General features: G+C 66.1%; 13 protein-coding genes. 5 read left to right on the top strand and 8 right to left on the bottom strand.

The window, feature by feature from the left end:
- Positions 1-33 precede the first annotated feature (33 nt).
- The 3 genes from GUY37_RS10810 (at position 34) to GUY37_RS10800 (ending at position 1,895) form a co-directional block, all read left to right on the top strand.
- Positions 34-375 (top strand): DivIVA domain-containing protein, encoded by a 342-nt coding sequence (locus GUY37_RS10810; RefSeq protein ID WP_166825421.1) that lies wholly within the window; start codon positions 34-36, stop codon positions 373-375.
- Entirely contained in the window at positions 372-1,607 is a 1,236-nt protein-coding gene (locus GUY37_RS10805) for a hypothetical protein (protein ID WP_166825418.1), read from the top strand. The genes GUY37_RS10810 and GUY37_RS10805 overlap by 4 nt, the downstream gene beginning before the upstream one ends.
- 117 nt (positions 1,608-1,724) lie before the next feature.
- Complete coding sequence (locus tag GUY37_RS10800; protein WP_064485784.1) at positions 1,725-1,895, top strand: DUF3117 domain-containing protein; 171 nt, start codon at positions 1,725-1,727, stop codon at positions 1,893-1,895.
- A 79-nt stretch (positions 1,896-1,974) separates the two neighbouring features.
- On the opposite strand, the gene GUY37_RS10795 is transcribed toward GUY37_RS10800, so the two are convergent.
- A complete protein-coding gene (locus GUY37_RS10795) occupies positions 1,975-2,610 on the bottom strand; it encodes an O-methyltransferase (RefSeq protein WP_152347985.1) in 636 nt (211 codons plus the stop codon).
- A 36-nt stretch (positions 2,611-2,646) separates the two neighbouring features.
- Positions 2,647-2,979 (bottom strand): MGMT family protein, encoded by a 333-nt coding sequence (locus GUY37_RS10790; RefSeq protein WP_166825415.1) that lies wholly within the window; start codon positions 2,977-2,979, stop codon positions 2,647-2,649.
- 82 nt (positions 2,980-3,061) lie between these two features.
- On the opposite strand from GUY37_RS10790, the gene GUY37_RS10785 reads away from it, so the two are divergent.
- A complete protein-coding gene (locus GUY37_RS10785) occupies positions 3,062-3,517 on the top strand; it encodes a twin-arginine translocase TatA/TatE family subunit (protein WP_166825412.1) in 456 nt (151 codons plus the stop codon).
- A gap of 62 nt (positions 3,518-3,579) precedes the next feature.
- Here GUY37_RS10785 and GUY37_RS10780 read toward each other — a convergent pair whose 3' ends face one another.
- From GUY37_RS10780 to GUY37_RS10765, 4 genes are all read right to left on the bottom strand, one after another.
- The gene (locus tag GUY37_RS10780; RefSeq protein WP_166825409.1) at positions 3,580-5,001 is read right to left on the bottom strand and encodes a polysaccharide deacetylase family protein; all 1,422 of its coding nucleotides are present in this window, start codon (positions 4,999-5,001) and stop codon (positions 3,580-3,582) included.
- A gap of 4 nt (positions 5,002-5,005) precedes the next feature.
- Positions 5,006-6,127 (bottom strand): Mrp/NBP35 family ATP-binding protein, encoded by a 1,122-nt coding sequence (locus GUY37_RS10775; protein ID WP_166825406.1) that lies wholly within the window; start codon positions 6,125-6,127, stop codon positions 5,006-5,008.
- A gap of 69 nt (positions 6,128-6,196) precedes the next feature.
- A complete protein-coding gene (locus GUY37_RS10770; protein ID WP_166825403.1) occupies positions 6,197-6,748 on the bottom strand; it encodes a DUF1003 domain-containing protein in 552 nt (183 codons plus the stop codon).
- 2 nt (positions 6,749-6,750) lie between these two features.
- Positions 6,751-8,025, bottom strand: coding sequence for a magnesium transporter MgtE N-terminal domain-containing protein (locus GUY37_RS10765; protein WP_152347991.1), 1,275 nt, complete (start codon positions 8,023-8,025; stop codon positions 6,751-6,753).
- Between the two features lie 216 nt (positions 8,026-8,241).
- Here GUY37_RS10765 and GUY37_RS10760 point away from each other — a divergent pair, with 216 nt between their 5' ends.
- Positions 8,242-10,167: a calcineurin-like phosphoesterase C-terminal domain-containing protein gene (locus tag GUY37_RS10760; RefSeq protein ID WP_166825401.1), complete on the top strand. Its 1,926-nt coding sequence runs from the start codon at positions 8,242-8,244 to the stop codon at positions 10,165-10,167.
- Between the two features lie 135 nt (positions 10,168-10,302).
- Here the strand turns inward: GUY37_RS10760 and GUY37_RS10755 are convergent, their stop codons facing one another.
- Both GUY37_RS10755 and GUY37_RS10750 read right to left on the bottom strand, forming a co-directional pair.
- Positions 10,303-11,394 carry a P1 family peptidase gene (locus tag GUY37_RS10755; RefSeq protein ID WP_166825398.1) on the bottom strand — a complete coding sequence of 364 codons (1,092 nt, stop codon included), beginning with the start codon at positions 11,392-11,394 and terminating at the stop codon, positions 10,303-10,305.
- Positions 11,394-12,920, bottom strand: a complete 1,527-nt coding sequence (locus GUY37_RS10750; protein ID WP_166825396.1) for an aminopeptidase P family protein — start codon at positions 12,918-12,920, stop codon at positions 11,394-11,396. Before GUY37_RS10750 ends, GUY37_RS10755 begins: the two co-directional genes overlap by 1 nt.
- Positions 12,921-12,959: the final 39 nt, after the last annotated feature.

The following is a 12,959-nucleotide window of genomic DNA, read 5'->3' as shown; positions in this document are numbered from 1 at the left end:
GGTCCGGGCACGCGCCTATGCGAAAATGGTGCCATGCCTTTGTGGATTGTGATCGGTGTCGCGGCTGCGGTCTTCGTCCTCGTGTTCGTCGTCGCGGCGACCTTCAACGTCTTCTCCTCCGAAACGGTCGATGAGGCTGAGGAACGCTGGACCGGCCTGCCTGAGGAATTCACCAGCGACGACCTCGACGCCGTGCGATTCCGCCCCGCACTGCGCGGTTATCGGATGGAAGACGTCGATGAGGCCATGGCAGTGCTGCGCGCACGCCTGGGTGAACTCGAATCTGCGGTCGGGACCGGGGCGGCACCCACAACCACCCCCACCACCCCGACCGCATCTTCTGAGGGGCCGGAAGCGGCTGCCGGACCACGATGAGCCGCCCCGCAGACCTGCCCGGAATCACTCTCGCCCCCGAAGCCTTCGACTCCTCCCGCTTCAGCCGCCTCGGCGCTCTGTTCATAGCTCTGCCGGTGTGGCTTCAGGCCGTGGCCGTGTACTTCGCCTCCCGCGTCGTGAGCCTGTCGATCTTCGCCGCAGTCCTCAAACGCCAGGACCCGGCGAACTGGTCATCCTCCCCGGTGACGACGACCCTGAACGACTTCCTCAACTTCTGGGACGGAGGCTGGTACGGTCGCGTCGCCGACGAAGGCTATCCCCGCGTCCTGCCCGTCGACGAGTCGGGAGCGGTCGCGGAGAATCAGTGGGCATTCTATCCGCTGCACCCGTCGATCGTGTCCACTCTGGCCGATCTCACGGGGCTGAGCTACGAGGTCATCTCGCCGATCGTGTCCACGATTGCCGCCGGTCTGGCCTCGATCGTCATCCTCCACCTCTTCCGGAAGTACGTCGATGCCGGTCAGGCGCTGATGGGGCTGGCGCTGGTGATGTTCTTCCCACCGGCTGCGATCTTCTCCACCGGATACGCAGAATCCCTGACCCTGCTGCTCCAGGCGACGGCGCTGTTCCTCATCGTCGAACGACGCTATCTCACCGCGCTCCCGGTCGTCGTCTTCATGGATCTGTCCCGGCCGATCGGTGTGGCGTTCTCGTTCTTCATGCTCTTCCACCTCATCGACCGCTTCCTTCGCCGCCGCAGCGATCCGTATCCGATCGGCGAAGCGGCCCGATCCTGGACCCTGGGTGTGCTGTCCTGCGCAGCGGCCCTCATCCACCCCGTCCATGCGTGGTGGGCGACGGGATCGCTGACGGCCTATACCGACACCGAGGCGGCCTGGCACACCGGTGAGACCACGTTCGTCGTGCAATGGGTGGCCCAGTCGATCAACCTCATCGGTCCGCTCGGCCCGGTGCTGCTCGTCATCGTCATCGCCGGAATGTTGGCCCTGATCTTCTCGCCGGCCGGAGCGCAGATGGGACGGACCCTGCAGCTGTTCTGCCTCGGCTACGGCATCTACCTGCTCATCTTCTTCAACCCCCAGACGTCCACCCTGCGTCTGCTGCTGCCTCTGTTTCCGATGGCGCTGACCTTGGCGCTGGTGCGTTCCCGCGGCTATCGGGCCGCGATGCTGGTGGCCTATGTCTTGCTTCAGATCGTCTGGGTCGCCTACCTGTGGCACTTCACTCCGCCCGCCGATCTGCCCCCGTGACCCTCCGTCGGGTGAGAGAGTTACCGGGAACGCGCGGATCATGGAATAATCTCAAGTACAACAGTCGGTCCACCGGGTGTGAACCGTCTTTGCATGACAACGGAAGGAAGAGCCCATATGGCAGCCCAGAAACCCCGCACCGGCGACGGACCTCTGGAAGTGACCGAAGAAGGCCGAAGCATGGTGATGCGGCTTCCAGTCGAAGGCGGAGGTCGCCTGGTGATCGAGCTCAGCAGAGATGAAGCCACCGGACTCCACGACACTCTCGCCCAGACACTGGGGCTCTGAGCCGACGGCCGCAGCGCACGGCCGATCGAAACCGCACGAACAGCAGAGACTTACATGTAAGTCTCTGCTGTTGTCGCATTCACTGTGTCTTCTGCAGGAGCAGCAGGCCCTCTCCGATGGGCAGCAGCACTCTCTCGAGGTGTTCCTGCTCGGCGATGCGGTTGAGCATGCTGCGGGCCGCCTGGGTGCGCGGGCTGCGGTCGACGGGATCGGCGACGGCGCCCTTGAGCAGCGTCTTGTGGATGACGAGCAGGCCCTGAGAGTCGAGCAGTCGCAGCGAGGGCTGGATCATCCTCTCCAAGCTGCCCGGTTCCACGTCGATGAAGACCATGTCATAGGCCGACGGGGCGAGCCGTTTGAGCACCTCTTCGGCACGGCCGCTCATCAGCCGCAGCCGCCCCGGCCTGATCCCGGCCATATCGACGAGGTCTCGCGCGGCGCTCTGGGTCGTCGAATTCGTGTCGATGGACGTCAGTATCCCGGCGGTGGGCATTCCCCGCAGCAGCGACAGCGTCGATGTTCCCACTCCGGTGCCGACCTCGACTGCGGCCACGGGAGTGAGCAGTCGGGCCAGCAGCGTCAGTGTCTTCGCCGTGGTCTGGGAGACCGGTGCGATCCCGAACTCATGAGAGTGGGTGCGAGCGGCGTCGAGCAGCGGATCGGGACCGTTGTACTGTTCCGAGAAGGTGAGATCACCTGCATTTTCGCGTGCCAACCGGCCCCTCCCTTCTGCTGCTGAGTTGTCCCAAGTCTAACCGCATTCGGGTTCGATTCCGTGGGTGCGCCACAGCTGATCGAGCTCATCGACATCGAGGAACGCCGTGCGATCGACACGCTCGTGCGAGTGCGGAGTGCCCTCGTCAGCCCAATGGGCGCGGGCTCGAGCGAAGATCTCCGGCGGCAGAATCCCGGCTGCGTTGACGACTCGCCACCAGGTGACGTTCGACCCGAATTCCCGCATCACCCGACCGACGTAGCGCGGTGAACAGTCGGCGACGGCACCGATCGTCCCATAGGCGACGACGCGCGAGGCGGGGACGAGCTCGACGATGCGCAGCACCCGCTCGACGGCTACCTCGTCCACTGCGCCTCCCGGCAGGATCGGGGTGTCGAACCTGTGCTGACCATGAGTCGATGCTACCGCCGTCCACGGTAGACTTGAGACCATGTTGGGTATCAACGGCACCGAAATGGTGATCCTGGTCGTTGTGGCCTTGGTCGTGATCGGACCAAGACGCCTGCCCGAATACGCTCAGAAGCTGCGGGACCTCGTTCGACAGATGCGTCGGATGGCCGAAGGCGCGAAGGACAGCGTCCAGCGCGATTTCGGCGACGACTTCAAGGACGTGGATTGGCAGAAGCTCGACCCGCGTCAGTACGATCCGCGGCGGATCGTTCGCGAGGCACTCGTCGAAGAGGACGCAGCCATCCGCGAGTCCAAACGTCACGAACGCACCTCCCCGGAGTCGCTCCCCGCTGATTCCTCGGATGCCGCCGTCTCCACTCAGACCGGCACCGAGGCGGCCCCCGCCCGAGAGAGATCACCCATCGAACGGTTCCAGGCCCAGGTGGATCTGCGCGACCGGTCGGGTGCGGCGCCGTTCGACCCCGAAGCCACCTGAGATCGCCGCCGACAGCGTCGGCACCGCATCGGATGCACCCCGAGAGCGGTGGGGGATCCCGCTCAGTTCTTCATCACTGCCGGATGCTCGGGATTCGAGCACAGCTCATCGGCGTAGCCGCGGCAGAAGTACGATCCGCCCTTCTTCAACTCGATTCCGGAGAAGAGCTCACGCACCGTCACCGCGTAGAGCCCCTCGTCCGCCATGGCCGAGAAGACCGCCGGCGCCGCCTCTGCGGTCGTGTGATGGATGGAGTGCATGAGCACGATCGAACCGGGGCGTGCCTGCGACTGCACGCGGCTGACCGTCTTCTCGGCACTCCTGTGCTGCCAATCTCCGGTGTCGACGTCCCAGATGATCGCGGGGTCGCCCAGAGCATGTGCGGCGCGTCTGTCGAGGGCGCCGTAGGGCGGGCGGACGAGCGGATGCTCCTTCACCCCGACCGACCGCAGCGACCGTCCGGTCCGGTCGATCTCCTTTCGATTCGTCGCCGAGGAGGTCGTGTCCATGCGCACATGCGAGAAAGTGTGATTGTCGACCTCGTGTCCGGCTGCGATGATCCGCTCGGCGACCTCGGGGACAGCCTCGGTGTTGGTCCCGAGGAAGAAGTAGGTGAGCCGGATGTTCGCCTCATCGGCGGCATCGAGGATCGCCTGCTCGGTCTTCGCCTCTCCGGGGCCATCGTCATAGGTCAGGGCCACACAGGGCAGCAGCGCACAGGAGAAGTCCGGGGACCGCTGATCGCCGGGCTGCGGCAGCTCGAGGCCGCTGTGCAGCGCCGTCTGGACTCGGTGGCCGATGGAGGAGAGATCGGCGTCGGAGACTGGGGCGTCATCGATCGTCAGTGTGCCGGTGTCATCGGCGCCGACGGTTGCGGGGTCGACGGGTGCGGCGAAGAGCCGGCGGGCATCGATGGTGCGGTCGTGGGCGAGGTCGGTGAGCAGCAGTCGCGTCTGTGGGCGCGGTGAGTCAGTCTTGACGGCGGTGATGACGAAGTCCCCGCCGGCGGCCAGCATGCGGGTGCGGATGTCGACGGTGCGCGGGTCGGATCGGTATGCGCGGCCCGCCTCGGGGGTCGTCCGAGCGGGTGCGAACGCCGTCGTCGGCCACCGATGGACCGGCGCTGTCTGCACAGGGTCGAAGGCGGCGCGTGCGGCGAAGGCGCCGGACTGCTCGAGCGCGGACAGCACACTCGCTTCGATCGCCGAGTTGAGCGAGTCGGCCCCGGGCAGGCCGAAGGTGTGGATGTCCAAGCGGGGTGTGCGCTTCTCAGACACCACAGCATAGCTGCGCATCGCGGCGGACAGGGCCTCCCGGTTCTCGGCAGCGGTCACCCTCTGTGCAGCTTTTGCCGACTGCTTGGGGGCGGGGCCGTCCCGGAAGGCCGTGACGACGGCTCCGGCCAGGAGGACGAGAACGGTCAGGGTGCTGAGAGCGGCGAAGACAGAATAGACCAGGGTGTCGCGAGGGGAGAGGGGAGACACCGACTCAGACCGGGCTCAGTCCCAAGGATCTGCCCGACAGGCCCCTGCTGCGTCGCCGCAGCGACTCGGCGAGGGTCTCGAAGGCCTGAGCGGCAGGCGACTCGGAGTCGGCGAGCACGACCGGGGTGCCGGCGTCCGAACCTTCGCGCAGTCGAGTGTCCAGTGGGATCTGGGCGAGCAGCGGAACCTCGTGCTCGAGGGCGGCGGAGAGGTTCTCGGCGACACTGGCGCCGCCGCCGGACCCGAACACCTCCATTCGAGTGCCGTCGGGCATCTCCATCCAGGACATGTTCTCGATGACCCCGGCCAGCTTCTGCTTCGTCTGAGTTGCGATCGATCCGGCGCGTTCGGCGACCTGGGCGGCCGCTGACTGCGGTGTGGTGACGACGAGGAGCTCCGAACCCGGCAGCAGCTGTGCCACGGAGATCGCGATATCGCCGGTGCCGGGAGGCAGATCGAGCAGCAGCACGTCGAGGTCGCCCCAGAAGACATCCGTGAGGAACTGCTGCAGGGCGCGGTGGAGCATCGGGCCGCGCCACACGACGGCCTGGCTCGGCGGGACGAACATCCCGATGCTCATCACCTTCACGTTGTGGGCGATCTGCGGCAGGATCATCTCATCGACTCGGGTCGGCTTTCCGGAGAGACCGAGCATGCCCGGGATGGAGAAGCCGTAGATATCGGCATCGACGATTCCGACGCGCAGCCCCTTGTCTGCCAGGGACACGGCGAGGTTCGCGGTCACCGACGATTTGCCGACGCCGCCCTTTCCGGACGCGACGGCATAGACCTTGGTCAGGGACTCGGGGCGATTGAACGGGATGTCTCTGGTACCGCTGCCCTGCAGCTTCTCCTTCATCGCCTTGCGCTGGTCGGGACTCATCGTGCCCAGGACGACGGCCACCTCGGTGACTCCGTCGACACGGGCCACTGCGGCTTCCGTGTCTCTGGTGATCGTGTCCTTGAGGGGGCACCCGGCGATCGTGAGGAGAACCGTGACGGTGACCTTGCCGCCGTCGATGCTGATGGATTCGACCATATCGAGTTCGACGATGTTGCGGCGGATCTCCGGGTCGATGACGCCGGTCAGTGCCTCTCTCACGGCGTCCTCAGAGGGACCAGTCATGCCCACGTCCTTTCCTTCCCGGATCAGTGCTTCCGAGGCTTCAACCCTACCGCTTCGGCCGTTGTCTCGTCATCTGCCCCTGGGGCCGCCTCGGCGCTGTTCTGCAGGGTCGGAGTCGACCTCTTCGGTCTGGTTCCCGTCCTGTCTGTTCTCCTCCTCCAGCTCCTTGAGCAGATCCTTGAGTTCGGAGCGGATGAAGTCTCGGGTGGCGACTTCGCGCATGGCGATGCGCAGCGCCGCCACCTCCCGTGCCAGGTACTCGGTGTCGGCGAGGTTGCGTTCGGCGCGCTGCCGGTCGTGTTCGAACTCGACCCGGTCGCGGTCGGTGCTGCGGTTCTCCGCGAGCAGGATCAGCGGGGCCGCATAGGAGGCCTGCAGAGACAGGATGAGGGTCAGCAGTGTGAAGTTCAGCGACCGCGGGTCGAACTGCCACGATTCGGGCAGCAGAGTGTTCCACAGCAGCCACACGGCACAGAACACGGTCATCCCGACGAGGAACGCCGGAGTGCCCATGAACCGGGCGAAGGCTTCGGCCCCGCGTCCGAATGTCTCGGGGGAGACGGTGAAGTTCGGCAGGCGGCGTTTGCTCGACCGAGGGATCTCGAAGTCATCGACGGCCATATCTACCCCCTGTTGCGATCGTCACGACCGGTGGTTCTCCAGTCCTCGGGCAGAAGCTCGTCGAGGACGTCGTCGACGGTGACCACACCGACGAGGCGATCGTTTTCGTCGGTGATCGGCACCGACACCAGATTGTACGCGGCCAGCAGCTTCGCCACCTCGCCGAGTGGAGTCTCCGGCGACAGCGGTTCGACCTCCGTGTCCAACATGATGCCCACCGCCTCATGCGGCGGATGCCGCAGCATCTCCTGGATATGGACGAGACCCAGATATTTGCCCGTCGGGGTCTCCACCGGCTGACGGCAGACGAAGACGGCAGCGGCCAGGGCCGCCGGCAGGTCCTCCCGACGGACATGGGCCAGGGCTTCGGCGACAGTGGCTTCCGGGGTCAGGATGACCGGTTCGGTCGTCATCAGACCACCGGCGGTGTCGTCGTCGTAGGCCAGAAGTGTGCGCACATCTTCGGCCTCATCGGGCTCCATGAGGGTCAGGAACCGTTCGGCCTGATCATCGCTGAGTTCACCGAGGAGGTCGGCCGCATCGTCGGGGGCCATCTCCTCGAGCACGGTGACGGCTCGTTCGGTTTCGAGGCCGGTGAGGATTTCGATCTGGGTTTCGGCCGGCAGCTCTTCCACGACATCGGCGAGACGTTCGTCATCCAGCGCCCGGGCCACCTGAAGACGGCGGGCTGAGTTCATCTCGAAGAGCACATCGGCGAGGTCGGCCGGCTTCGTGTCCTGATAGGCGGCGATGAGCTGGGTGGCTTCCTGGTCGACCTCGGAATCCACCGGATGGTCGGCATCCGTCCAGTCGATCTGCTTGGTCTCACCGCGGCGGCGGAAGGCGGCGAAGGCGCTGCGTTCGGGCACACGCCGCACGAACAGCCGGGTGACCTCCCAGTCCTTGTTCACCTGCTGTTCGATGCCGACGTCCTCGATCAGCACCGGCGAATCGTCGTCCCGCAGACGCAGACGCCGGTCGAGCAGATCGTTCATCACCAGTGTCTCCGACTCACGCTGTTCGAAGCGGCGCATATTCACCAGCCCCGTGGTGATGACCTGCCCGGAGTCGATCGCGGTGACCCGGCCCATCGGCACGAACACGCGCCGCCGACCCGGTACCTCGACGACGAGGCCGATGACCCGGGGGAACTGCCGCATAGTCGCCCGGTAGACGACGACGGCGTCTCGGACCCTGCCGACCTGATCTCCGAGAGGGTCGAACACGGGGGCGGAGACGAGTCGGGCGACGAAGACTCTTTTCGGTGGACCACTCATGGTCTCAGACTACGTGGTGCGTGGACTTCTGAGCGGCCGCCTCGGCGAATTGAAGCCAGATCACATTCCCCGGCGGTGAGCGCTGTGGGCGTCGGGTTCCACTCGGACTCTTCTCCTATTCATCAAGCAGTCCTGTCCTCTTCACCTCGTTGTCGCCCCGTCTCCCTAGGGTCATCTCTCGGCAGAACCCGCCACAGTCGAATACAGGAGAAATCCATGCAGACACGACGAATCCGCCCGCGCACCGCTGCCGCAGGCCTGGGAGCCTGCGCCGCGCTCTCGCTCTTCGCCCCGCTTCTCTCGCCCTCCTCGGCGATGGCCGCGGACGCACCGCCCGAACTCTACGAAGGCCACGTCCAGGTCGACCGCGGCAAGGCCGACGACCCGGAGAGGTTCACCGGTCAGGTCTTCGACGACGTCAACGAGAACTCGAAGCTCGACGGTGATGAGAAGGGCGTGTCCGGCGTGGCGGTGTCGAACGGAGTCGACGTCGTCCAGACCGACGGAGACGGCCGCTATGAGCTGCCGGTGCGTGAGAACATGACCGTGTCGATCACTCAGCCCTCCGGGTGGCAGGTGCCCGTCGATGAGGACAAGGTCGCGCAGTTCAGCTACAACCATCTGCCCGACGGTTCCGGCGACCTCGAATTCGGGGGCATCGAACCGACGGGCGAGACGCCGAAGGCCGTGAACTTTCCGATGATCGAGTCGACGGCCACGGCGAAAGACGACCAGAACTGCCCGATCGCCGCCGACACCCAGGCCTATGACAAGACCGAGATGGGCTACGCCCGCGACGGAGCCGTCGGCGACCTCGCCGACCGCAACGACTACGGGGGCTGCGGAGTGCTCCTGCTCGGTGACAACGTCGGTGACGACCTCAGCCTCAATGACGAACTGCGTGACATCTACTCGCAGACGAACGGGCCCGTCCGAGCGGCACCGGGCAACCACGACCAGGACTATGACGCAGTCGATGACTCTCACGCCCTCGACACCTTCCGCGATCAGTTCGGACCCTCGTACTTCTCCTACGACGTCGGCAAGACTCACTTCGTCGTCCTCGACAGCATCGAGTACGAGGGCAAGGCGAACGGGAAGAAGTACAAGGAGAAGATCTCCGAGGAACAGCTGACCTGGCTGGAGAACGATCTGAAGAATGTGCCGAAGAACGCTCAGGTCGTCATCGCCACCCACGCACCCATCCTCACGCACAAAGAGGTCGTCGTCGACAACGCGAAGGACTTCTACGACGTCATCGCCGACTACCCGAACGCCGTGACCGTCGGCGGACACACGCACACTCAGGAGAACCTCGTCGCAGGGGAGACGCGGAAGGAATGGGCCGAGGCCGGGATCGAGAAGCTGCCGAACACCCAGATCGTCGCCGGCGCCGTCTCCGGCGACTGGTACTCCGGCGGCCTCAATGCCGACGGGCTGCCATACTCATTCACCCAGGACGCTTCGGAGCCGGGTGTGCTCACCCTCGAGTACGACGGTGGTTCGCGCAGCGAACGCTACACCGTGCGCAACGAGTCCGACGACCACCAGCTGCTGCTCGGAGTGAACTCCCCGCAGTGGCGTGACTGGGCGCAGAAGGCACAGGAATGGCAGGACGCTGATCAGGAGGGCGATGCCCCGAAGCCGGTGTCCGAGCGCGTGGTCACCCGCGATGACCTCGAACAGGGTGAGACCTGGCTGACTTCGAGCTTCCTCGCCGGCACCTCCGATGCTCGCGTGGAGGTCAGCTTCGACGGCAAGGCACCCAAGCAGTCCGAGCATACTCAGCCGGGCAGGGGCGAGGCTCTGGCCAAGGGCTGGGAGTACACCGATCCGTATACGGCGTCGCAGAATCTGCGCACCTCCGGCAACGTCGGCCAGTCGAGTTCGCACCTGTGGCGGACCGAGATCCCCTCGGATCTCGACTTGGGCACCCACACTGCCGAGGTGGCCGGAACCGACCGCTACGGTCGTGACTTCACCCAGACGGTCCGATTCACCGTGGTCGAGGACGACGCCGCGGCGAAGACCGAATCGCAGAAGCTGCTGCGTCAGGACGGCTTCGATGCTCAGCAGAAGAAGGAAGTCCGGGATCCGTTGGGTCTCGACTCCGAAGAGGCGCAGTCGGCGCGCAACGACTGACGCTCCTGAAGGGAGCAGTACCTCAGCGCGGTCGTCGGATCCGGCCGCCTGAGAGCGGCTGAGAACCGAGAGCAGCGGGGCCCGCCGAACGGCGGGCCCCGCCTCTGCATCCAGAGTGCGATGAACGCAGTGCCATCAGAGAGCGGTGAACGCGGACGCGAAGTCCGGTGCGATCTCGCTCAGCGTCGGCGGCTGCCCCCACGCGCCGTCGACGGGTGTCGCCGAAGCATGGGCGTCGAGAATCGCCAGACTGAGCGCATCCGCCGCCGCCGCGGTGACCATCACGAGTTCTCGGGTGGCGGCGTCGTGGCCCGAGGTCAGCTCGTTCGCTCCGGTGGCGATGCCGAAGATCGTGTCGCCGTCGAAGAGAGTGTGCGAAGGCTGCACGGCTCGGGAGATGCCGGCATGCGCCCCCGAGGCCATCCGAGTGGTCTGTGCCGGATCGAGCCGTGCGTCGGTGGCGACGATCGCGATCGTTGTGTTCTTCGCCCCGGTCCCGGAGTCGGCTGGCGGTGTGGCGGGAAGTCCCTGCACCTTCGGCAGATCGAGACCAAACGAGCGCAGCAGCGGGTCCAACCACAGACCGCCTGACGGGGTGCCGATCGTGCCCAGCGAATTCGCGACCACAACAGCTGCGACCGTGATTCCGCCGGGCAGACGGACGGCGCAGGACCCGAGACCGCCGCGCAGACTCTGGAACCCTGACCGGGCACCGGCTCCGGCCCCGATGCTGCCTCGGACCTCGACCGTCTCACCGGACAGCGCCGCTCGCGCCGCCTGAGAGCCTTCGGCCGGGGTCGGCGGGGCCACGGAGCCGTCTCCGCGACCGAGGTCGAAGATCGCAGCCGCGGGGACGAGCGGAATGACCGCATCGGCGAGCCCGGGGGCGTGGAAGCCGAGGCCGGCCTCGGCGAGGGTGTCGACGACCCCGGATACGGCGCCCAGGCCGAAGGCGGAGCCGCCGGTGAGGACGATCGCGTCGGCGCCGTAGGAATGAGTGCCGGGGGCGATGACATCGGTCTCACGGGTGGCAGGACCACCGCCGCGGACATCGACACCGACGGTCGAACCGGGCGGGGGCAGCACAGCGGTGATCCCGGTCAGACGGGAGTCGGTGAGTTCACCGGCATGGCCGAGGCGGATACCGGGGATCTCGAGGATTCCACGCCCGCGGACCGGGCCGGACCGTGCGGTCGAACCCGGACCGTGAGCGGCTTCGGTGGTCATCAGCGGTCCTGAGCCTGACCGTTCACCCAGGCCTCGACCTCGGCGCGGGTGCGGGGGAAGTCGGCGGAGAGGTTCTCCACTCCGCCGGCGGTGACGAGGACATCGTCCTCGATACGGACACCATTGCCGCGGAACTCCTCGGGCAGAAGCAGGTCATCGGACTTGAAGTACAGACCGGGTTCGATGGTGAAGACCATTCCCGGTTCGATGGTGGCGTCCAGGTACATCTCCGCCCGCGCCTGAGCGCAGTCATGGACGTCGAGACCGAGGTGGTGGCTGGTCCCGTGCACCATCCACCGACGGTGCTGCTGACCTTCAGGCGACAGCGATTCGACCGCGGAGACCGGCAGAACCCCGAACTCTTCGAGACGCTTCGCGATGACTTCCATGGCCGCCTCGTGGACCTCACGGAACTTCACAGGACGCTCGGAGTGCTCGGCGGCCACGGCGAACGCGGCATCGGAGGCTTCGAGCACGGCATCGTAGATCTTCGCCTGCACCTCGGTGAAGGTGCCCGAGACGGGCAGGGTGCGGGTGATGTCGGCGGTGTAGAGCGAATCGGCTTCGGCACCGGCGTCGACGAGGATGAGGTCGCCCTCCCGGATCCGGCCGTCGTTGCGGATCCAGTGCAGGGTGCAGGCATTGTTGCCCGAAGCGGCGATCGTGTCGTAGCCGACTCCGTTGCCGTCGGAGCGGGCAGCGGTCTCGAACGCGGTTTCGACGACACGCTCACCGCGACGGTGGCCCAGCGCCTTCGGCAGCGATGCCACGACGTAGTCGAAACCGGCACGGGTGATGGAGACGGCCTCGCGCAGCTGCGCGATCTCGTGGTCGTCCTTGATCAGGCGCAGCTCGGAGAGCATCTGGGCGAGCTCCGCGTCTCCGGCCTCGGAGGTCTCGAGATCGGCCTGGACCTGGCTGCGAGCGAGGTCGATGACTCCGTCGATGCGGGTGTCGGCCTGGCGCACGAGCCGCACGGAGATGGCCCCGAGGTCCTTCGTGATCGCGTCGTCGACGGTGCCGGAGTTCTCCGTGGCGATGCCGGTCATCGTGGACATGGCCTCGAGGTCGGCGCGCGGTCCGACCCAATACTCGCCGTAGCGGGAATCGGAGAAGAACTCTTCGGTGTCGGCACCGGCGCGGGGACGGAAGTACAGGGTCACTTCGTGGCCGTCGTCGTCTGGTTCGAAGACGAGAACGGCATCGGGCTCGGAATCGGCTTCCAGACCCGTGAGGTGGATGAACGCGGAATGAGCACGGAAGCGGTAGTCGGTGTCGTTCGAGCGGACCTTGAGCCCGCCGGCGGGAACGACGAGACGTTCGCCGGGGAACGCCGCGGAGACTGCGGCCCGGCGTGCCGGCGTGAAACCGGCGGCGGCGAGAGCCTCGGCGTTGAGCGGTGTGCGGTCCCAACCGGATGCGACGAAATCGCGGAAGGCAGTGGAATTCGGTCGATGTGAGCGATTGTTGACGCGGTCTGCGAGGTCCTGAGTCGAGTCTGGGGTCTCTGAATTCTGCTCTGTCATGCCGCCAGTCTAGACGGGCGGCATGACATGGTGCGTTCA

Origin of the sequence: Brevibacterium limosum (genome assembly GCF_011617705.1) — a bacterium.
Lineage (GTDB): Bacteria > Actinomycetota > Actinomycetes > Actinomycetales > Brevibacteriaceae > Brevibacterium > Brevibacterium limosum.
Note: the sequence above shows the minus strand (reverse complement) of the source record. Positions and strands in the feature narration are given on the sequence as shown.